The sequence below is a fragment of the Mycobacterium sp. genome, assembly GCF_032159765.1.
Lineage (GTDB): Bacteria > Actinomycetota > Actinomycetes > Mycobacteriales > Mycobacteriaceae > Mycobacterium.
The window spans coordinates 85,796-106,202 of the sequence record NZ_JAVHWM010000165.1 but is presented as its reverse complement, the minus strand read 5'-3'; the positions used below and the strand labels follow the sequence as shown (position 1 = coordinate 106,202).

General features: G+C 64.7%; 23 protein-coding genes. 4 read left to right on the top strand and 19 right to left on the bottom strand.

Translation table 11 applies throughout. The features are described from left to right. Nucleotides 1-22: 22 nt before the first annotated feature. The 3 genes from QOH60_RS19965 to QOH60_RS19955 form a co-directional block, all read right to left on the bottom strand. Entirely contained in the window at nucleotides 23-751 is a 729-nt protein-coding gene (locus QOH60_RS19965; protein WP_526423580.1) for a hypothetical protein, read from the bottom strand. 3 nt (nucleotides 752-754) lie between these two features. Beyond that, the gene (locus tag QOH60_RS19960; RefSeq protein WP_526423578.1) at nucleotides 755-1,411 is read right to left on the bottom strand and encodes an MspA family porin; all 657 of its coding nucleotides are present in this window, start codon (nucleotides 1,409-1,411) and stop codon (nucleotides 755-757) included. Nucleotides 1,412-1,472: 61 nt separating this feature from the next. Continuing rightward, nucleotides 1,473-2,153 (bottom strand): MspA family porin, encoded by a 681-nt coding sequence (locus QOH60_RS19955; RefSeq protein WP_526423576.1) that lies wholly within the window; start codon nucleotides 2,151-2,153, stop codon nucleotides 1,473-1,475. Nucleotides 2,154-2,540: 387 nt separating this feature from the next. Between QOH60_RS19955 and QOH60_RS19950 the strand changes: the two genes are divergently transcribed. Continuing rightward, complete coding sequence (locus QOH60_RS19950) at nucleotides 2,541-3,068, top strand: Rv2240c family protein (RefSeq protein ID WP_526423574.1); 528 nt, start codon at nucleotides 2,541-2,543, stop codon at nucleotides 3,066-3,068. 5 nt (nucleotides 3,069-3,073) lie between these two features. On the opposite strand, the gene QOH60_RS19945 is transcribed toward QOH60_RS19950, so the two are convergent. The 3 genes from QOH60_RS19945 to QOH60_RS19935 are packed head-to-tail and all read right to left on the bottom strand — an operon-like array spanning nucleotide 3,074 to nucleotide 5,591. Next, nucleotides 3,074-3,826: an amino acid ABC transporter ATP-binding protein gene (locus QOH60_RS19945; protein WP_526423604.1), complete on the bottom strand. Its 753-nt coding sequence runs from the start codon at nucleotides 3,824-3,826 to the stop codon at nucleotides 3,074-3,076. A gap of 5 nt (nucleotides 3,827-3,831) precedes the next feature. Beyond that, nucleotides 3,832-4,746 (bottom strand): amino acid ABC transporter permease, encoded by a 915-nt coding sequence (locus tag QOH60_RS19940; RefSeq protein ID WP_526423572.1) that lies wholly within the window; start codon nucleotides 4,744-4,746, stop codon nucleotides 3,832-3,834. Between the two features lie 2 nt (nucleotides 4,747-4,748). Next, nucleotides 4,749-5,591, bottom strand: coding sequence for an ABC transporter substrate-binding protein (locus QOH60_RS19935; protein WP_526423602.1), 843 nt, complete (start codon nucleotides 5,589-5,591; stop codon nucleotides 4,749-4,751). 158 nt (nucleotides 5,592-5,749) lie between these two features. On the opposite strand from QOH60_RS19935, the gene QOH60_RS19930 reads away from it, so the two are divergent. Together QOH60_RS19930 and QOH60_RS19925 are read left to right on the top strand one after the other, a co-directional pair. Next, a complete protein-coding gene (locus QOH60_RS19930; RefSeq protein WP_526423570.1) occupies nucleotides 5,750-6,343 on the top strand; it encodes an HdeD family acid-resistance protein in 594 nt (197 codons plus the stop codon). Between the two features lie 5 nt (nucleotides 6,344-6,348). Then, the gene (locus QOH60_RS19925) at nucleotides 6,349-6,903 is read left to right on the top strand and encodes a DUF4190 domain-containing protein (protein WP_526423568.1); all 555 of its coding nucleotides are present in this window, start codon (nucleotides 6,349-6,351) and stop codon (nucleotides 6,901-6,903) included. Here the strand turns inward: QOH60_RS19925 and QOH60_RS19920 are convergent. The 10 genes from QOH60_RS19920 to QOH60_RS19875 form a co-directional block, all read right to left on the bottom strand. Beyond that, the gene (locus QOH60_RS19920) at nucleotides 6,900-8,300 is read right to left on the bottom strand and encodes a phosphatidylglycerol lysyltransferase domain-containing protein (RefSeq protein WP_526423566.1); all 1,401 of its coding nucleotides are present in this window, start codon (nucleotides 8,298-8,300) and stop codon (nucleotides 6,900-6,902) included. The genes QOH60_RS19925 and QOH60_RS19920 overlap by 4 nt on opposite strands. Further along, nucleotides 8,300-9,190 (bottom strand): acyl-CoA thioesterase II, encoded by an 891-nt coding sequence (locus QOH60_RS19915; RefSeq protein ID WP_526423564.1) that lies wholly within the window; start codon nucleotides 9,188-9,190, stop codon nucleotides 8,300-8,302. The genes QOH60_RS19920 and QOH60_RS19915 overlap by 1 nt, the downstream gene beginning before the upstream one ends. Nucleotides 9,191-9,199: 9 nt before the next feature. Next, nucleotides 9,200-10,618, bottom strand: coding sequence for a pyruvate kinase (gene pyk, locus QOH60_RS19910; RefSeq protein ID WP_526423562.1), 1,419 nt, complete (start codon nucleotides 10,616-10,618; stop codon nucleotides 9,200-9,202). Nucleotides 10,619-10,666: 48 nt separating this feature from the next. Further along, nucleotides 10,667-11,074 carry a DUF2752 domain-containing protein gene (locus QOH60_RS19905; RefSeq protein WP_526423560.1) on the bottom strand — a complete coding sequence of 136 codons (408 nt, stop codon included), beginning with the start codon at nucleotides 11,072-11,074 and terminating at the stop codon, nucleotides 10,667-10,669. Between the two features lie 18 nt (nucleotides 11,075-11,092). Beyond that, on the bottom strand, nucleotides 11,093-12,808 hold the full coding sequence (gene lgt / locus QOH60_RS19900; protein ID WP_526423558.1) for a prolipoprotein diacylglyceryl transferase: 1,716 nt from the start codon (nucleotides 12,806-12,808) through the stop codon (nucleotides 11,093-11,095). Further along, complete coding sequence (trpA, locus tag QOH60_RS19895) at nucleotides 12,805-13,605, bottom strand: tryptophan synthase subunit alpha (protein ID WP_526423556.1); 801 nt, start codon at nucleotides 13,603-13,605, stop codon at nucleotides 12,805-12,807. The genes lgt and trpA overlap by 4 nt, the downstream gene beginning before the upstream one ends. Then, nucleotides 13,598-14,881: a tryptophan synthase subunit beta gene (gene trpB / locus QOH60_RS19890; RefSeq protein WP_526423600.1), complete on the bottom strand. Its 1,284-nt coding sequence runs from the start codon at nucleotides 14,879-14,881 to the stop codon at nucleotides 13,598-13,600. The genes trpA and trpB overlap by 8 nt, the downstream gene beginning before the upstream one ends. Before the next feature lie 11 nt (nucleotides 14,882-14,892). Next, nucleotides 14,893-15,711 (bottom strand): indole-3-glycerol phosphate synthase TrpC, encoded by an 819-nt coding sequence (trpC, locus tag QOH60_RS19885; protein WP_526423554.1) that lies wholly within the window; start codon nucleotides 15,709-15,711, stop codon nucleotides 14,893-14,895. 80 nt (nucleotides 15,712-15,791) lie between these two features. Further along, the gene (locus QOH60_RS19880; protein WP_526423552.1) at nucleotides 15,792-16,391 is read right to left on the bottom strand and encodes a TIGR02234 family membrane protein; all 600 of its coding nucleotides are present in this window, start codon (nucleotides 16,389-16,391) and stop codon (nucleotides 15,792-15,794) included. Then, nucleotides 16,388-17,914, bottom strand: a complete 1,527-nt coding sequence (locus tag QOH60_RS19875; protein ID WP_526423550.1) for an anthranilate synthase component I — start codon at nucleotides 17,912-17,914, stop codon at nucleotides 16,388-16,390. The genes QOH60_RS19880 and QOH60_RS19875 overlap by 4 nt, the downstream gene beginning before the upstream one ends. A 56-nt stretch (nucleotides 17,915-17,970) precedes the next feature. Between QOH60_RS19875 and QOH60_RS19870 the strand changes: the two genes are divergently transcribed. Then, entirely contained in the window at nucleotides 17,971-18,435 is a 465-nt protein-coding gene (locus QOH60_RS19870; protein ID WP_526423548.1) for a peroxiredoxin, read from the top strand. 1 nt (nucleotide 18,436) lies between these two features. Here QOH60_RS19870 and hisI read toward each other — a convergent pair whose 3' ends face one another. The 3 genes from hisI to QOH60_RS19855 are packed head-to-tail and all read right to left on the bottom strand — an operon-like array spanning nucleotide 18,437 to nucleotide 20,404. Next, nucleotides 18,437-18,784, bottom strand: a complete 348-nt coding sequence (hisI, locus tag QOH60_RS19865; protein WP_526423546.1) for a phosphoribosyl-AMP cyclohydrolase — start codon at nucleotides 18,782-18,784, stop codon at nucleotides 18,437-18,439. 28 nt (nucleotides 18,785-18,812) lie between these two features. Further along, nucleotides 18,813-19,589, bottom strand: coding sequence for an imidazole glycerol phosphate synthase subunit HisF (gene hisF / locus QOH60_RS19860; RefSeq protein ID WP_526423544.1), 777 nt, complete (start codon nucleotides 19,587-19,589; stop codon nucleotides 18,813-18,815). Next, on the bottom strand, nucleotides 19,589-20,404 hold the full coding sequence (locus tag QOH60_RS19855; RefSeq protein WP_526423542.1) for an inositol monophosphatase family protein: 816 nt from the start codon (nucleotides 20,402-20,404) through the stop codon (nucleotides 19,589-19,591). The genes hisF and QOH60_RS19855 overlap by 1 nt, the downstream gene beginning before the upstream one ends. Nucleotides 20,405-20,407 lie beyond the last annotated feature (3 nt).

Sequence of the window (20,407 nt, the reverse complement as noted above, 5' to 3'; positions counted from 1 at the left end):
CGGCAGCTAGTACGCGGGCTGTTCAGCCGGCCGGCGGGGCGGGTGGAACTGCCCCGGGCGGCAGCGGCGCTGGCGGTGGCGGCGCCCACGCTGAATCGGGGAGATTCTGCCCCTCACCCACCGGGAGGGTCGTGCCCGGCGGCGGCGCTGTCCCCGGCAACGGCTCGGCGAGCTGCTCGTGCGGCATCTGGCCGAGCAGGCCGCCCTTGTAATCGCCCGACTGGAACTGGCCCCACAACCGGTGCATATAGTCACCCGGCGCGATGACCGCATTCTCTTCGCCGGGTGCGTAGTCCCTCACCGGTCCTTGTCCGGGGACAGAAGGCCTCTCGTACTGCGGCAGAAGGTACTGGTTGAACAGCGGGTTCAGGTTGACCGGAGCGCCAGCTGGGCCTCCCGGCGCCTGTGGTACCGAATTCTGCGACAGCACATACTCATTCGCCGTCGAGCCCGAGGTGTCGGGGAACGACTGCAGCCCGGCGATCGGGCCTGCGCCACCGCCGTTCTGGGCCAAACCCTGAAGGATGTTCACCTGAGGGTCGACGCCCGCCGGTGGGGCCGAAGGCACGTACTGCGCGCCGTTTCCACCGGCGAGCACTTCCGTGCCTTCCGGAATTCCCGGGTTGGGCACATCAGGCGGGGTGTCGGCGGCGGCCGTGGCCGCCGAGGCCAGTGCCCCGGCGACCAACGACCCCAAAATCGCCGCGCCCGCGACTACTTCTCTTGCTTCCCAGGTCTTTCCGCGACCCACGATCTAGACGACCTTGACGACGCCGTAGTACGCGACGATGTCGTCATTGTCGGCGGTCGAGCTCGTCAACACGGCGTAGGACCGCAGGAACGACTGGCCGACGCAACCGTCGATCTTGATGTGGATGTCGCGAAGCGTGACGCGCACCGGCGCCTTCTTGTAGGACTTCTTGTCCACCGAGACGTTGATGACCTCACCGGGCTGCGGGTGCACCTCGATCTGGCCCTGAATCGGGAACGTCAGGCCGGTCGGGATGTTGCCGATCGCCGTCGTCGTAATGCCAAGGCCGATCGAGCCGTTCAGCTTGACCGTGTTCAGCGAGATGCCGCAGCCGATCTGGTAGCCGGCTTCCAGCGTGCCACCCGTCAGGGTGCCCTTGCCGCCGCCCGTCACCGTGCCGGTGAACGTGCCGCCGGCGAGGTATTCACGGGAAGACAGCGCAGTGGTCAGTGGCGGGATCGCGAGCTGCGACTCGTCCTTGCCGACGACGTTCAGCGTCCAGCCGTCCGGGGAGTTCGCGATGCCCGGGACCTCGGACCCGACCGCGCCGGTGTCCGGCGGAGGGCCGGCGTCGGGATCTGGGTCGGCTGAAGCGAGCGGCGCCGCGCCTACAGAAATGAAGGTGCAGACAGCTGCCAGGGTGGCAAAACGGTTCATCATGCGTGAAGGCGCCTCTCGTGTTCTGTATTCAAGGGAACTGTCTGGTCGGATGATCAAGGGGTTATACGGCCTTCGTCACACCCATGTAGGTGACGACGTCGTCCGTGTTCTCGGTCGAGCTGGTCAGAGTTGCGTACGAGCGGATGAAGGATTGGCCGACGCAGCCGTCCACTTTGACGCGGAATCCGGTGATCGTGACGCGCGAGCTGGTGCCCTTGAACGACTTCTTGTCGACCGGGACGATCGTGACGGTGCCGGGCTTCAGACCGACCTTGATCTGGCCCTGCAGAAGGGTGCCACCGTACTGGCCGCCGAGGGCCAGGCCGGGCCCGAGGCCGGTGAGCGTGGGGGTGATGCCGACGCCGCCGAGAAGCTCGACCGGGCCGCCGACGATGCCGCAGCCGATGTAGTAGCCGGCCTCCAGCGTGCCGCCGCCCAGCTTTGTGCCACCGCCGCCGGTGACCGTGCCGGTGAATGTGCCGTCGACGAGGTACTCACGCGAGGACAGCGCGGTGGTCAACGGGGCAACCGGCTCCATCGACTCCTTACTGCCGGTGACGTTGAGCGTCCAGCCGTCCGGGGTCTTCAAAACGCCTGGAGGCGACGACGGCATCGGGCCGTTCGGCGGCTCTGAGACGGGCACTGGCGCGGGGGCTGGGTCGGGGTCGGCCATCGCCAGTGGCGCCGAACCTACCGGGAGCAAGAAGCAAGCAGCAGCCAAGGGGGCGAAACGGTTCAGCATCGTGTGATGGCGCCTCTCGTGTCCGTTACTAAGAAACTGTTCCCGTGGATCATTAGATGCACAGGTGTCTAAACGGTAAACAACACCACAACAGTTGACCCGCGATTTCTATCTAATCAGGGATCTTGCATGCTCTCGGGTCGCGCGGTAGGTCACGGCCCGGCATCGGCCCCCCACAGGTTCGACGTACAGTTTCTTAGGCTTACGCAGTCATTTTCTTAGGTTAGTGAACTCGATGGCCCGGCTGCGGACACCGCGCGTTCAAAATGCGTTCAGGTGCCAGACAACCTCCGCGACGACCATTCGGCCGCGGGGAGTTCAACTCATGCCGGGGAGGCATCAACTATCTTGGGCAGCATCATGACGACACATACGTACGGTCGCGCCTTGGCGACCTCACTTGTCATCTTCGGCATCGGGCTGGGATTCGCCCCCGCCGCATCTGCCGATCCCGCCGACGACGCCGATCCGGGCGCCGGGTCCGAGGTACGGGTGCCGGCTCAGGCAACATTCAGTTCGCCAGGCTCGGGCGACGCTACGCCGGAGGCAGTGGTGGCGTGTCAGCAGTTCGCCGCCGGACTGGACGTCGCGGCCACCAACTATTCGGATTTCGCCAACAACATCGCCGGTGACGCTCCGCCGAACTACGGAGATCCCATCGTCTCCGACAGCAATGTGACGGGCCGGACGGCGCTGCGCGCCGCTGCCGCAAACGCGATGGAGGCGGCGGGGACCCCGGGGCTGGCCCCCGAGATCGCCGGTCCGATGAATGCGTGGTCGGGCGGAGCCACCAGGCTGCTGATCCTCATGGGGGTACACGCCCCCGTCGACGCGATCAACGCAGCGGCGACTGACCTGAACAACAACACCACAGACGTGCAGATGGCGTGCGTCAACGCCGGCACGAAGGCCTGAGCGAACTAGAGCAGCTTCGACAAAAACTCTTGCGTGCGTTGGTGTTTAGGCTTACTGAGCACTTCGCGGGGATTGCCGCTCTCGACGATCACTCCGTCGTCCATGAACACCAGCTGATCGGCAACCTCGCGGGCGAAACCCATCTCGTGGGTCACCACCACCATGGTCATGCCTGCGCGCGCGAGGTCGCGCATCACCGCGAGGACATCGCCGACCAGTTCGGGATCAAGCGCGGATGTCGGCTCGTCGAAGAGCATGAGCTTGGGGTCCATCGCGAGCGCCCGCGCGATCGCCACGCGCTGCTGCTGACCACCTGACAACTGCGCGGGGTAGGCATCCGACTTTTCCGACATCCCCACCTGCGTCAACAGCTCACGAGCCGTCTCGCGGGCCGCGGATCGCTTGCCCTTCTTCACGTGGACGGGCGCTTCTGTGATGTTGGAAAGTGCTGTGCGGTGTGGGAATAGGTTGAAGTGCTGGAACACCATACCGACGTCGCGGCGTTGCCGTGCAGCGTCACGCGGCGGCAACTCGTACAGCTTGCCCCGCCGCTCGCGGTAACCGACGAGTTCGCCGTCGACGTACAGGCGGCCGGCGTTGACGGTTTCGAGGTGATTGATGCACCTCAGGAACGTCGACTTTCCGGAGCCCGAGGGCCCGATGATGCACAACACCTGACCACGCTCAACCGTGAGCGTGACACCCTTCAGCACCTTCAGGGCGCCAAAGTTCTTGCACACCTGTTCGGCGACAACCATCGCCGTCACAGATGCTCCTCGGTGACACCCTGTGCCTTCGCCAGGTTCTCCAGCTGCTTGGACGTCAGCTTCCGCGACGCACCTCGGGAGAAGTACTTCTCGAGGTAGTACTGGCCCACCATCAGCACGCTGGTGATTGCCAAGTACCAGGTGGAGGCGACCAGCAGCAATGGGATCGGCTGGTACAGCCGGACGCCGATGTCATGCGCACGGCCATAAAGCTCGAGCGAGAACGGCACCGCGGCCACCAGCGATGTGGTCTTGAGCATGCTGATGACCTCGTTGCCGGTCGGCGGAATGATCACCCGCATGGCTTGCGGAAGAATGGTGCGCCGCATCGTCATCCACCATGACATGCCGAGAGCCATCGACGCTTCTGTCTGGCCCTCTGGCACGGAACTGATTCCGGCCCTCATGATTTCGGCCATGTAGGCGGCTTCGTTGAGAGCAAGTCCGATCAGCGCCATCTGGAAGAACAACGCGAGACCGGCGATGTGGAGGTGGACAAATGTTGGGCCCCAAGGGATTCCGAACTGCAGGTTTGGGTACAGGACGGGAAACAGCCCCCAGAACACCAGTTGGACGTACACGGGGGTGCCTCGGAAAATCCAGATGTACCCCCAAGCGACCGATCTGAGGACATAGTTCGGTGATAACCGCATGACTGCCAGGGCGACACCCAGCACAACGGCGATCGCCATTGAATAGATGGTCAGCTGGAGGGTGTACCACGCGCCCTCGGCAACCGTTGGGTCGAAGAGGAATTTGCGATAGGTGTCCCAGTGGTACACCGGATTGGTTTTGGCGCCCCACAGGAACAGGCCGAGGAGGGCGAGGATGACCGCCGCCGCCACCCATCGCCACGGGTGCCGCAGCGGTACAGCGTTGATCGGCTGCGGCGTCGGCTCCTCCGCAGCCACAGTCAGCTGACGGCCCCGTTGATCGTGGGCTTGGGGATGGCACCTTTGTCAACGTTCCACTTGGCCAGGATTTTTTGGTACTCGCCTGTCTGCATGATGTGTTCCAGCGATTTCACGAGCGCCGGACCCAGTTTCGATCCCTTGGGGATAGCCCACCCGTACGGCGCATTCCCGAACTGCTCTCCTGCGGCCTCGAGCTTTCCGCCGCTGTTCTTGATCGCGTCTACGGTTACCGGGTAGTCGGCGGTCATCGCGTCGGCTTGGCCGACCGTCAGGGCGTTGGTCGCGGCGTCCTGCAGGTCGAACTTGAGGATTTCGATCTTCGGCTGGTTCTGCTTCAGGCACGCGTCGTTCTTCGTATTCAATTCGGTTTCCTGGATTGTGGCCGACTGCACGGCAACCCTTTTGCCGCACGGGTTGTTGGGATCGATCGGCGCTCCGGGATGCTGGGCCCACAAGGTCGACGTCGTGAAGTAGTCGACGAAATCGACCTGATTTTGTCGCTCCTTGGTGTCCGTGAACGACGACATCCCCATGGTGTACGTCGTACCGATCGACGGAATGATGTTGTCGAATTTCGATTCGCGACAATCCAGCGTCACACCAAGCGGAGCCGCGACGGCGTTGAGCAGATCCACGTCGAAGCCCACGATCTTGTTGTTGTCTTTCCACTCGTTCGGCCGATACGACGGGTCAACGCCGACGATCAGCTTCCCGGACTGCTTGATGTCGTCAGGCAACAGGTTGGCGACGTCGTCGACCTTGGCCGGCTTGGCGGCTGGGTCGCAGGGCGGCCCGTCGTAGCCTTTGGTGCTGCAGCCCGTCAGCGGCAGGGCCGCCCACATCGAGACCACCACTGCCACTCGCCATCCGCGTGAAATTCGCACGATTGCCTCCTCCTGCGTCTCGTGGGAACCCTACGGCCCGCGGGCGTTCACGGCGAGGCATCGATGTCGTTACCGAAATCCTTCTGCTTGCACCTGGGCTGTGATTCACTCATGCAATGACCGCACCGACCCCGCCCATACTCCTCAAGCACATGTGGAAAACAACCCTGGCCTCGGGAATCCTGTCGCTGATCCTTGGTATTCTCGTGCTCTGGCTTCCCGGAGCTTCGATCGTCGTGGCCTCAATTCTGTTCGGTATCTACCTCTTGATCAGCGGCATCGTTCAGGTGATCTTCGCGTTCAGCCTGCACGTGTCGGCGGGCGGCCGCGTCTTGCTCTTCATCAGCGGTGCAGCGTCGTTGATCCTCGCGGTGCTTGCGTTCCGCCACATCAACGACGCCGTACTTCTGCTGGCGATCTGGGTGGGCGTGGGCTTTATCTTCCGGGGCGTGTCGATGACGGTCTCGGCGATCAGTGACCCCGACATACCTGGCAGAGGCTGGGAGATCTTTTTCGGCCTGACCAGCCTGGTGGCGGGAATCTTCCTGCTGGGTTGGCCAATGGACTCGCTACCGGCACTCGTGTGGGCGGTGGGCGTCTGGCTCCTGGTGATTGGCGTGTTCGAGATCGTGTCCGCGTTCGGCATCCGGAAGGCGGCCAACAACGTCGCGTCATTAGTTGGAGCACGTACCCCGGCCTCGGAGACCTGACGCTGGTGACGGAGCCGACGAACGAAGCCGAGAAGCCACCGCCACCACCGATCCCGAGTTCTTTCCCTGCGTCGCCCGCGGATCCTGCGCAACCGCCGGCACCGCCCGGCGCTGTCTACCCGGCGCCCCCGCCGATGCCGTACGAATATCACACTGGCGCACCCGCCGCACCGCGCAATGGGCTGGGAACCGCGGCGCTGGTACTCGGGATCATCGGTCTGCTGGTCGGCTGGGTACCGATCATCGGCACAGCCATTGGAATCATCCTCGGCATCATCGCGATTGTGCTGGGAGTAGTCGGTCGTGGCCGTGCGAAGCGGGGCGAAGCCTCCAACGGCGGGGTGGCTCTCGGCGGCCTGATACTCGGGATATTCGCGATTGTCATTGCGATTGTTGCGTTCGTTCTTTTGTATCTGCTGTACAAGGAGGCCCGGGGCCCAGAGTTTCTGGACTGCGTAAACAAGGCCGGCGCCGACACCGCTGCTCAGCAACAGTGCCAAGAGCAGTTCGAGCGGAATCTGAGTTCGGTCTTCGGCATTCCAACGACGGCCGCTCGTTAGTCGAGCTGCAGCTGCCGCCGTCGGGGCACGAATTCCAGCGACAGCAGTACCACGAGTGCGGGCAGGACGTGGCGCGTTGACACCAGTGCGTAACGACGGCCGCCGAGCGCGTGGAACTTTCGAAGATAGCGGTAGAGCGACTCCAGCGCGATAACCGAGTCACCCATATGGATCACGGTGTAGAAGAACGTTTGTATCGGCCCCCGACTCGCGTCGTCGAAGATATCGGGGAACGCCGCGAAGGCAAGCGAGAGCCGTTGACCGCCAGCAGCTTTGGCCGCAGACATCATGTCGACGCTGAGCCGCTCGTCGATGCCATTGGGTGCGCCAGGACGGCGCCACGGCACGTCAAGCGTCACGTCGCGCCCACCGCCTGCAATTGCGTAGCGATGGAACCCTTGCACCTTGCCTGACTCGTCGCGGGCGATGATCACCTGGATGCCCGGATACCGTCGTTCCAGCGCCGCGTCGAGGATCATGGAAAACCCCCGCTCGGTGCGCGCGCCACTATGGGAGGCGAAGAGAACCTCCGCCAACTCGGCTTGCAAAGCGCAGTCGATGTCCTGCTCTGCGACCACCTCGGTGGTTATCCCGAAGTTGTGCGTGCGCTGCACGGCCTGACGCAGATTGCGGAACTTGCGCCCCACCATGTCGAATGAACCGAGATCGATCACCACGTCACGCCCGATCGGGACGTGAAGCATTCTCTGGCCCACCACAGTGTCGTTGCTCCACAACGCTGTTCGGCGCTCGCTGCAGCCCAACACCATGATGCGCCAGCCGCGAGCGTGGCACATCGCCACGAAATCAGCTATTAGCTGCGGAAACTGGTACTCGTCGCCGAGCGGATCACCACTCACCACAGCGAAACCGAAACGCGTCCGGTAGGCAAGCGCAGCCTTGGCGTCCGCACTGAAAAAGTAGGACTTCAGCGCCTGCATCGCGAACGGCGCCAACGGATCACCCTGTGTCGCGTTCACCAGACGCCAGACCCGGGGTAGCTCGCCCGGTTGCGGTCGTGCCGACGTTGGCCACATCAGCACCCAGGCCGCACCTGCGATGAGCAGACTGCCGAACAGGTCGTAGGACAGAATGTGGGCCGCCAGACCGACAATCAGCACCATCAAGGCGGACGTCGCATGCGCGGCGGTCACCGGACGACCGAGGAAAATCCCGCGCGCAATCAACGCCACGGCGGCGAGGATGGTCAGCGACCAGCCGAGCCGTCCCGCCGCGTCCCAGTCTGGATGGGCTCGGTCGCGGGCGAATAACACGACGAGCCAGCAGAACCCCGAGAGAACGGCGAGCGAACCGACCCACCGGGCCGCCGGCCTGTCGACGCTGACGACAACGCGTTCGCGGGCGGGGATTCTCGCGAGTTTGACCGGCTCGGACATCAGGTAGAGGGTACGCCCTGCGTAGCCTTCGAGCTGGGAAAGTGCTTAATTATCCCCTCCTGTACGACGGTCGCGATCGGGCTGCCCGTTCGGTCGAAAAAGTGTCCCATCCCCAGCCCGCGGGACTCGGCCGCCACCGGAGATGTCGTCGCATAGAGGACCCAGTCGTCGAAGCGCACCTGGCGGTGAAACCACACCGAGTGATTGACCGTGACGGCGAAGATGCGATCGAAACCCCAGGACAGTCCGTGCGTGGTGATGATCGAATCGAGCACCGTCGTATCCGAGGAGTAGACCAGCGCCGCGTTGTGCAGCACGGGGTCGTCGGGCATCACGCCGTCAGCTTTCATCCACACTCTGTTGTGCGGGAGCATGCCTCCCTTCTTCCGCAGGATCCACGCCGGGTCGTTCGCGTATCGCCATTCGATTGGCCGCGGCGCGCTGACGAAGGCGGGAACCACCTTCTCGTAGCCCACGAACAGCTCTCCGATCGGAGGTAGGGATTCGGGTGGCGGCACGTCGGGAAAGGCGGCGCCGTGTTCGAGCCCGCGACCGCCTGATAGATACGAAACCATTGCAGACGAAAGGAGTTTCCCGTCTTGTACGGCGTCAACCCGGTGGTTGGCGAATCGTCGTCCGTCACGCAGGTTCACGACGTGGTATTCGATGTCAGACTCAGGATCACCGCCGTCAACGAACGTCACGCTCAGTGCGGCGAGCGGCACTTCGGTGGTGACGGTCTCCGAAGACGCGACCAGCGACTGGGCCATCAGCTGGCCGCCGAATGTCCGGATCGGGGATTTGGCGGGGTGAGAACCTGTGAAGGTGTAGTCGTCGACGCGCTTCAGATCCAGGGTGGCGAGCAGTTGCTCGAAGTCCGAGGCGCCCACCGAATCCCCCTATAGATCTTCCTCTCCGATCCGGTGCACGTGGATCAGGTTGGTCGAGCCTACTGTGCCCGGTGGGGCGCCGGCGACGATGACCACCAGGTCGCCGCGCTTGTACCTGCCCAGTTCCAGAAGCGATTTGTCCACCTGGCGAATCATGCCGTCGGTGCTCTGCATGTGCGGCACGATGAACGTCTCGGTCCCCCACGTCAGCGCCAGTTGACTGCGCACCTCCGGCAGAGCGGTGAAGGCAAGCAACGGCAGAGGTGTATGCAGCCGCGCGAGGCGCTTTACGGTGTCGCCGGACTGGGTGAACGCCACCAACGCCTTGGCATCCAGTCGTTCGCCGATGTCACGGGCCGCATACGAGATCACCCCGCGCTTGGTGCGCGGCACATGGGTGAGAGGTGGCGCCGCCGTCGAGTTCTGTTCGACCGCCGCGATGATCCGAGACATTGTTTTGACGGCCGCGATCGGGTGTTTGCCCACCGATGTCTCTCCGGACAGCATCAGCGCGTCGGCACCGTCGAGCACCGCGTTGGCGACATCGGACGCCTCGGCACGGGTGGGCCGCGAATTTTCGATCATCGACTCGAGCATCTGAGTCGCGACGATCACGGGTTTGGCGTTTTCCCTTGCCATTTGGATTGCGCGCTTCTGTACGAGCGGCACTTCCTCGAGAGGCAACTCGACGCCGAGATCACCGCGGGCGACCATCACCGCGTCAAACGCCAGGACGATGGCCTCCAGGTTGTCAATCGCCTCGGGCTTTTCCAATTTGGCGATGACGGGAACACGCCGGCCGACGCGGTCCATCACGTCGTGCACGAGCTCGATATCGGCCGGGGACCGGACGAAGGACAGCGCGACGAGGTCGATGCCGAGTCGCAACCCGAATTCGAGATCCTGAATGTCTTTCTCGGACAGGGCCGGTACCGACACATTCATTCCGGGGACGGAGAGCCCTTTGTTGTTGGACACCGGCCCGCCCTCGGTGACCGTGCACACCACGTCGTCGCCCTCGACCCGTTCGACGAGCAGCCCGACCTTGCCGTCGTCGACCAGCAGGCGATCACCCGGCGCCGCGTCGTTGGCGAGCTGGGTGTAGGTGGTGGACACCCGGTCATGCGTGCCCTCGCACTCGTCGACCGTGATCCTCACGACGTCGCCGTTCGCCCAGAAGGCGTGCCCGGCCGCGAACCGCCCCAGCCGGATCTTGGGGCCCTGCAGGTCGCCGAGTATGCCCACGGCGCGGCCGGTTACGTCGGAGGCGGCGCGGACTCTGTCGTAGGACGCCTTATGGTCGGCCTGGTCGCCGTGGCTGAAGTTCATCCGGGCCACATCCATCCCAGACTCGACAAGCTCACGAACGGTCTCGTCAGAACTGGTAGCGGGCCCGAGTGTGCAGACGATCTTTCCGCGTCTATTCACGGATTCCGAGCATAGTCCCGCTGCGGATAACTGACAGCGAACGGTGCACTACCCGCCGTAAAGGGGTATGAGCGGAAAGCCCGGCAGATTGCGCGCCACCGTCCAGGCGAGGGTGGTCACCACGGCGACGACCGCGAGGGCGACGGTGATGGCCGGCTTCTTCGTGTGCCGACGCCACAGGATCCAGGCCAGCAGCGCCGGGATCCCGATGAGGAGGAACACGTTATCGACCACCGCGGCCCCGAGATGCGCGTGGAGCAGGTCATTTGTCATACGTAAGCCGCCACACGCCGGGCAATTCCATCCGGTGAGCACTTTGAACGGGCATACCGGGAACACTGAGGCGCGATTGTGTGGGTCGACGACACCGACGTACGCAACGGCCCCGGCAACGACTGCACCCGTTGCCAGGGACGCGTAGAGCTTTCGTCGGCTGGCGCCAGCCTCGGCCGTCATGGCTTCAGCATGCCACTGTTACCGGAAGCGGCCTCTCAACCTGGGGAATCGCCGACGCCGCTGAGATCTTTCGGACTCAGACTTCGCCCCGAGCTCGACCGCGGTCGTGGATTCCGCGGCTGACTGCTCTACCGGTCCGTCGTGTTCGTCTGCTGGTTCGGCGTCTTCGGCTGCGCCGTCGTCCGACTCAGCCTCAGCCGGTTCGTCTTTCGGGTCTTCTTTCGCGTCTTCGGTGTCCTCGTCGGCTGCCGCCTCAGGCTCGGCCTCACCAGCTTCGTCGTCCGCGTCTTCTGTGTCTTCTGTTGACTCATCAGCCGCGACTTCGGCTTCGGCCTCGACTGGCTCGTCGCCCGGTTCGTCGTCCGCGTCTTTGGTTACCTCGCCGGCTGCCGCTTCAGGCTCGGCCTCACCAGCTTCGTCGTCCGCGTCTTCTGCGTCTTTGGTGTCTTCTGTTGACTCATCAGCCGCGCCTTCGGCCTCGGCCTCGCCTGGCTCGTCCCCCGCGTCGTCGGCGACGTCATCATCTGCCGCCGCAGACTCGACCGGTTCGTCCTTCGCCTCTTCCTCAGAACCTGGCTCGGGCGAATCCTCAGCAGATTCCGAAGATTTGTCTGCCGACCCGGATTCGTCGGCCTCCCGATCGGTTTCAGCCGCGCTGTCGCCAACCGCTTCGTCGTCGTCCGCGGCCGCGGCAGCCACACCTGCCACCACACCGCTCGTCGACCCCGCGGCGACAAGCTCCTTCGCCCACGCGACCAACTCCGAATCCTTCTCCCCTAGTGCCTCTTTGGGCTCGTCAGGTTCTTCGGCTTCGGACTCGCCGCTGTCTGGTGCGCGAGGTTTGCCCGCCAACGTTTTCGGATCTTCACGCCCCTTCGGGGCCAACACGATGTACACAACTGCGCCGATGAATACGAAGGTCGACGTGAAGGAGTTGATTCTGATACCGGAGATCAGTGTGGCTTCGTCCGCTCGCAACCCGAGCGCCCGCAGTTCGATCAAGAACCGGCCCACACAATACAACGCAACATAGAGCGCGAATAGGCGACCGTGACCGAGCTTGAAAAGTTTGTCGGCGTAGATCAACAGCACGAAAACCAGGACGTTCCAGAGCAGCTCGTACAGAAAAGTCGGGTGCACGGGGTGTGGTTCGGCCAGCTGCCCCGTCGACACACCGTCCATCAGGCCGATGTTGCCTGCGGCATCGCGCCGCTCGTAAATCTCCAGTCCCCACGGTAGCGATGTCGGGCGGCCATACAACTCCTGGTTGAAGTAGTTGCCAAGCCGTCCGATCGCCTGCGCGAGCACAATGCCTGGTGCTATCGCGTCACCGAACGCCGGCAGCGGGATACCCCGGAAACGGCAACCGATCCAGGCGCCCACGCCGCCGAGCGCAACAGCGCCCCAGATCCCGAGGCCACCGTCCCAAATCCGTAGCGAGGCAAGGAAACCAGCGCCTTCGGGCCCGAAGTACTTGGGCCAGTCGGTGATGACGTGGTACAACCGGCCACCGATCAGGCCGAAGGGAACCGCCCACAGCGCGATGTCGTAGATGACCCCTTTTTCCCCTCCGCGGGCTACCCATCGTCGGTCGCCAATCAACAGGGCCGCGATGATGCCTGCGATGATGCACAGCGCATAAGCGCGAACCGGGAAATTCCAGTCCAACACCGGAATGTGAACGTGCCACACACCCTGGGGAGGGCTGGGGAACGACGCCAGCAACCTCGTCATGCCGAAATCCTCTGCCGCACTCCGTCAGCCAACTCCTCGGTCAGCGTGCGAAGCCTTGCGATCTGTCCATCGCCGAGCGCGGCCACCAATGCCGAGCCGACGATCACCCCGTCGGCATATGCCGCGATCTCCGCCGCTTGCTCCCTGGATCTCACGCCCAGCCCCACTCCGACCGGAATGTCCGACACCCCCTTCACCCGCTGCACCAACTCGGGGGCGGCGTGCGATACCGCGTCCCGCGCTCCGGTGACGCCCATAGTCGAAGCCGCATAAACGAACCCACGCGAGGCCTCCACTGTCGACGCCAACCGCTGTGGCGTCGACGAGGGCGCCACCAGAAAGATCCTGTCGAGCCGATGATCATCCGACGCGGCCAGCCATTGCCCGGCTTCTTCGGGAATGAGGTCTGGGGTGATCATGCCCAACCCGCCTGCCGCCGCCAAATCCCGGGCGAATGCGTCAACACCGTAATGCAGCACCGGATTCCAGTACGTCATCACCACCGCGCGCCCCCCGGCGTCGCTGATCGCTTCCACGGCCTGCAGTGAATCGCGTACGCGTACTCCACCACGCAACGCGACTTCGGTCGCTGTCGCAATGGTGGGTCCGTCCATCCCCGGGTCGGAATACGGAATTCCGACTTCGATGATGTCGCAACCCGATTCGACCAGCGCGGTCATGGCGTCGATCGACGTCGCCACGTCGGGGTACCCAGTCGGCAGATAGCCGATCAACGCGGACCGATCATGCTGGCGGCACGAAGCAAAGAGCTCTGCCAGCCGTGCGGGTTCAGCCACGTGCGATGTCCTCGTCGTCGAGCAGGCCGAACCACTTCGCCGCGGTCGCGACGTCTTTGTCGCCGCGCCCCGACAAATTGACGATGACGATTCCCCCGGTTCCGATCTCGGCCGCCAACGGCAGCGCTCCAGCCACAGCGTGGGCCGACTCGATGGCGGGAATGATGCCTTCTGTTCTGCACAGGACGCGGAATGCATCCATCGCCTGGGCATCGGTGATCGGGCGGTATTCCGCGCGGCCGATATCCTTGAGGAGCGCATGCTCGGGGCCGACGCCCGGATAATCCAATCCTGCTGAAATCGAGTGGCTTTCGATCGTCTGGCCGTCTTCGTCCTGCAGCAGATAGGAGAACGACCCCTGGAACGCGCCCGGTGACCCGCCGGTGAAAGTTGCTGCGTGCCTCCCGGTCTCCACGCCGTCGCCGGCAGCCTCGAAGCCGATCAACCGCACACCCGGCTCGTCGATGAAAGTGTGAAATATGCCGATCGCGTTGGATCCCCCGCCGACACAGGCGGTCACCGCATCGGGCAATCGGCCTGCCTGAGAGAGGATCTGCGCGCGCGTCTCCAACCCGATCACGCGTTGAAAGTCGCGGACCATCATTGGGAACGGATGCGGCCCGGCGGCAGTGCCGAAACAGTAGTAGGTGCTGTCAGCGTTGGTCACCCAGTCGCGAAATGCTTCATTGATCGCATCTTTGAGGGTTTTCGAGCCTGACGTCACCGGGATGACGTCGGCGCCCAGAAGCCGCATCCGGGCAACGTTGAGCGCCTGCCGGTTCGTGTCGACCTCGCCCATGTAGATCACACACTCAAGGCCAAGCAATGCGCACGCGGTCGCGGTCGCGACGCCGTGCTGGCCCGCTCCGGTCTCGGCGATCACACGGGTCTTGCCCATCTGCTGCGCGAGCAGCGCCTGCCCGAGAACGTTGTTGATCTTATGGGAACCGGTGTGATTGAGGTCTTCGCGTTTCAGGTAGATCCGCGCACCGCCGGCGTATTCGCTTAGCCGAGCCGCCTCGTAGAGCGGCGAGGGCCTGCCACTGTAATGCGTCTGCAGCCTGTCGAGTGTGTCGAGGAATTCCTGGTCGGCGCGCGCCTTTTCGTAGGCCGCGGTGACCTCCTCGATGACAGCCATCAGCGCCTCGGGCACGAACCGCCCACCGTAGACGCCGAAATGCCCGCGGGAGTCCGGATCATGCGCAGTCGGCTCGGCGATCGCCGAGCTGGACTTCGGCAGGTCGGTGATGGTCGGGTCGTGGTCCAACGGGCTCATCGGATGAACAACTAGCGGGCCGATCTCGGACACGACGGGTGGGTGCCTGCCGTCACCAGGTCGGCCACTGCGCCGCGCGGATCGCCGCTGGTGACCAGGCCCTCCCCGACCAGAACCGCGTCGGCTCCGGCACCGGCATACGCCAACAGGTCCGCCGGACCACGAATACCCGACTCCGCAATGCGAATCACGTCTGTCGGCAGGCCAGGCGCGATGCGCGCGAAGCAATCACGGTCGACCTTGAGCGTCTTGAGATCTCGCGCATTAACGCCGATCACCCGCGCTCCGGCCTGCAACGCCCGATCTGCCTCTTGCTCGGTGTGGACCTCGACCAGCGCAGTCATCCCGAGAGACTCGGTGCGGTCGAGCATCGCCGCCAGCACCTGCTGCTCCAGCGCCGCGACGATCAGCAGCAGCATGTCCGCACCGTGCGCCCGCGCTTCGTGGATCTGGTAGGGCTTGATAATAAAGTCCTTGCGCAACAACGGAATCGACACTGTGGCGCGAACCGCGTCGAGGTCGTCGAGTGAGCCGCGGAATCGTCGTTGCTCGGTGAGCACACTGACGATTCGTGCGCCGCCCTCCTCATACGCGCGGGCGAGTTTCGCCGGGTCGGCGATCGCCGCCAACTTACCGCGCGAGGGGCTGGCTCGCTTGACCTCCGCGATCACGCCAATGCCCGGTTCACGCAACGCGGCCATCACGTTTCGCGATGGCGGAGCTTTTTCAGCAGCGGCTTTGACCTCGGCCAGCGGCACGACCGACTCACGTGCGGCAACGTCGGCACGAACTCCGTCGAGAATGGAGTCGAGCACGTTTGCCGAATCCATGCGGGTCGGCTCCTTCCTCCGCAACCTAGCCGACATCCGGTCGAACATCGAAAGGGTAGCCGCCGTGCGGTTGCCGCCCCTCACCGACCCTCGCTACCCGAATCGGTGGTTGGGTCACTGCCCTCGTCGAGCGCGTCCCACATCACCCGCTCCGACATCGTCTCGTCGGGGGTCCCGCGTGCCGCCACAGTGCTGCGGCGGGTCGTGCGTGACGCGTACTTGTCCGAGGCCGCCGGGCCCGTGACCGCGACCCGCGTCAGCAGCACTGCGGACGTCAGCGTCATCACCGCGGCGGCCAGCGTCAGCACCGCGCCCCACGGCTCACGGGAACTGCCGATCAGCGAGACCGCCGGCACGTCGGTGAGATGGGCCGCCCTCGGGGCGACGTCAGGCGTCGTCCACAGCGTGATCGCCAGGTACGCGCAGCCCGCGCTCACCAGCGCCACCAGCACGGCGAGTATCCGCAAAGGCCATCGCCGCACCGCCAGCGCGGCGACCGCCGCAGCCAGCAGCAACACGGCAAACGGAATCAGCGCGGTGGACCACGCCGCACCGGTCAGGGTCGTCACGCGGGGCTGGCCGAGGCCCTCGGACGACGTCAGCACGACCCACGGCACCCTCGAGGCCGCCCACAATTCGATGGCCGCCAGCACCAACAGCAGCTGCGCAGCGCGGATCACGGAGATTTGAGCGTTTCAGCGGCCGCGATCGCGTTCAGCACGGTTTTGGCTTTATTGGTGGCCTCCGTGTGCTCGTACGGGCCATTGGAGTCGGCGACAACCCCGCTACCGGCCTGCACGTAGGCGGTGCCGTCACGCATCAGTGCGGTGCGGATGGCGATCGCGAAATCGGCGTTGCCTGCGAAGTCGAGGTAGCCGACCACCCCGCCGTAGAGCCCGCGACGGGTCTTTTCGACCTCCTCGATCAGCTCCATGGCGCGGACTTTCGGGGCACCTGACAGCGTGCCGGCGGGGAAACACGCAGTGAGAGCGTCGAGCGCGGTCCGGCCCTCGGCGAGGCGACCGGTGACCGTCGAGACCAGATGCATCACGTGGCTGTAGCGCTCGATGTGGCTGTAGTCGTCGACGCGCACCGTGCCCGGCACGCAGACCCGTCCGAGGTCGTTGCGTCCAAGGTCGACCAGCATGAGGTGCTCCGCGCGCTCCTTCTCGTCGGCCAGCAGCTCCTTTTCGAGGAGGACGTCTTCCTCCTCGGTCTCGCCGCGCCATCGCGTGCCCGCGATCGGATTCGTGCTTGCCCAGCCGTCTTTCACGGTGACGAGCGCCTCAGGGCTTGAGCCGACGATCGAAAAGTCCAGACTGCCATCGTCTTTCGGGATATGCAGGAGATACATGTACGGGCTTGGATTGGACGCCCGCAGTATCCGGTAAACGTCGATCGGCTCGACATGGGTGTCCATCTCGAACCGCTGCGACGGGACGACCTGGAATGCCTCCCCGGCCTCGATCTCGCCGACGAGGCGGTCGACGATCTCCGCGAACTCCTCTGGCGTGCGTTGCGAGCGGTGCAACGGTTCTGGGCGGTCGAAGGTGGCGACGGTGGAGGGCAACGGCTGCCCGAGCGCCGTGGTCATCACGTCGAGCCGCGCGACCGCGTCGTCGTAGGCCCAGTCGACGCGTTCGTCGGTGCCGTTCCAGTTCACCGCGTTCGCGATCAGCGTGATGGTGCCTTCGTGGTGGTCGACCGCGGCGACGTCGGTGGCCAGCAGCAGAACCATGTCGGGCACGTGCAGGTCGTCGACCGCCAATTCGGGCAGCCGCTCCAGCCGCCGCACCATGTCGTAGGCGAAGAAGCCCACCAGGCCGCCTGTCAGCGGCGGCATACCGGGCACGGGAACCGAATGAAGCAGGTCCATCGTGGCGCGCAGCGCGTCGAGAGGGTTGCCACCCCTCGGCGCGTCCGTCGGCGCCGCGCCGATCCACGCAGCTTGGCCATTGCGCACGGTCAGCGCCGACGGCGCCCCGGCGCCGATGAACGACCAGCGCGACCAGGACCGCCCGTTCTCAGCGGACTCCAGCAGGAATGTGCCTGGCCGATTGGCGCCCAGTTTCCGGTAGGCCGACAGCGGTGTCTCGCTGTCGGCAAGGACCTTGCGGGTGACGGGGACGAACCGGTGCTCGTCGGCCAGCGCGCGAAACTGCTCGCGCGTGGTCGTCACAGTCAGGTCGGCGGTCGACGTCACGTGAGTATCTTCCCACCTTGCGGGTATGCGCCCGGCCGGGCGTAGCGTGTTCACTCATGAAACGTGGTGACCTAGTCGAAGAGTTCGAACTTCCCGATCAGACCGGCACACAGCGCACACTCAGCGAGTTGTTGGCCTCAGGTCCGGTGGTGTTGTTCTTCTATCCGGCCGCGGGCACAACCGGCTGCACCCGCGAGGCGTGCCACTTCCGGGATCTGGCAAAGGAATTCGCCGACGTCGGCGCATCGCGGGTTGGTATCAGCACGGACGCGGTGGCAAAGCAGGCGAAGTTCAGCGAGACCAACAACTTCGACTACCCGGTGTTGTCCGATGCTGACGGCGCCGTGGCCTCGTCGTTCGGCGTGAAGCGTGGCTTGCTGGGCAAACTGATGCCGGTGAAGCGGACGACGTTCGTGATCGACACCGATCGCCGCGTGCTGGAGGTGATCTCGAGCGAGGTCAATATGAACACGCATGCGGACAAGGCGCTGGAGGTCCTGCGGGCGCGTCAAAGCGCGTAGCTCAATCCTCTTCGGCGAGCAGCACGTCGGTGTCGAAGCAACTGTGATCCCCGGTGTGGCACGCGGCCCCCACCTGATCGACTTCCAGGAGCACTGTGTCGCCGTCGCAGTCCAACCGGACCGAGTGCACGTGCTGGGTGTGGCCCGACGTCGCTCCTTTCACCCAGTGTTCCTGCCGCGAACGCGAATAATAGGTCGCCTCACGGGTTTCCAGCGTGCGAGCCAAGGCGATGTCGTCCATCCAGGCGACCATCAGCACCTTGCCGGTGGCTCGCTCCTGGGCGACCGCGGCGATCAAACCGTTCGCGTCGCGTTTGAGCCGCGAGGCAATGTCGGCGTCGAGTGTCATCGCTGCCGTCTCCTCTTCGCGCAAGCGCTCATCGCACTGTGATCCCTTCTCCCGCCATCGCCGCCTTGACCTGCGTGATAGTCAGCTCCCTGAAGTGGAAGACACTTGCGGCGAGCACGGCGTCGGCTCCTGCAACAACCGCGGGAGCGAAATGTTCCACCGCGCCCGCGCCGCCGCTGGCGATGACGGGCACCGTGACGGCGGCGCGCACCGCGCGCAGCATCGGCAGATCGAAGCCGGCCTTGGTTCCGTCGAAATCCATGGAGTTGAGCAGGATTTCGCCTACTCCCAGGTCAGCGCCGCGCTGAGCCCACTCGATGGCGTCGATGCCTGTGCCATTACGTCCGCCGTGAGTCGTGACTTCCCAGCCCGAGGCCGTCGACGCGCCGCCGTCGGGGACCGTGCGCGCATCGACGGACAGCACGATGCATTGCGAGCCGAACTGCCGGGACAATTCGGCAAGCAGCTCCGGGCGTGCGATCGCGGCGGTGTTGACGGACACCTTGTCCGCACCCGCGCGTAGCAGCGTGTCGACATCGGCGACCGACCGGACGCCGCCCCCGACTGTGAGAGGAATGAACACCTGGTCCGCGGTGCGGCGCACCACATCCAGCATCGTGGCCCGTCCCGAGGACGAAGCGGTGACGTCAAGGAAGGTCAGCTCGTCGGCGCCTTCCGCGTCGTAGGCGGCTGCCAGCTCGACGGGGTCGCCGGCGTCGCGCAGATTCGCGAAGTTCACGCCCTTGACGACCCTGCCGCCGTCGACGTCCAGGCACGGGATGACACGAATTGCGACGTCGGCCATCAGTAGTCACCCGGATCGCCGAGATCGCGCAAGATGTCCAGAATCTGTGCGTGACAACGCGCGTCGCCAGCAAGCACCGACCCCGAGTGCGACGACCAGGCATTGCCGGCTATGTCGGTGACGACGCCGCCCGCGGCACGCACCAACGCCACACCGGCAGCGTGGTCCCAGACCTTTCCACCGAAACTGATTGCACCACCTAGGTTTCCGGCTGCAGCCCACGCTAGGTCGATGCCGATGGCGCCATGAATGCGGATACGCGACGACACGCGGCTGAGGTGTTCGACGACCGCGAGCCGATATCGACCGGGCAGCCGACCCCGCGAGTCCACATTGAAGGTGCCCAGGCCGACGACCGCGTCGGCTAGTTCAGAGGGCGCCAGTGGCGCGAGATCCACACCGTTGCAGCGCAAACCCTGTCCGACGATGCCGGTCAACCGTTCATTGGTGAACGGCATCCAGGTGAGACCGGCTACCGGTTCACCGTCGCGCATCAGGCCCAGCAGGATCGCCGCCAGCGGCAGTCCGGCAGCGTAGTTGAACGTGCCGTCGATCGGGTCGAGGATCCACACCAGGGGCGAATCGACGTCGGCGCCGCCGAACTCCTCGCCGTGAACCTTGATTCCGGTCGCGGACGTCAACGCTGCACCGACCTCACGCTCGATAGCAAGGTCGACCTCGGTCGCGAAGTCGTTGCCTTTCTTGCGAACTGCCGAGTCGGCACCGCGGCCTTCGACGAATCGTGCCGTTGCCATATCGAGGATCGCGGCGGCCTCGGCGACCAACGTGCTCAGGTCGCTGTCGTCTGGCGACATGCC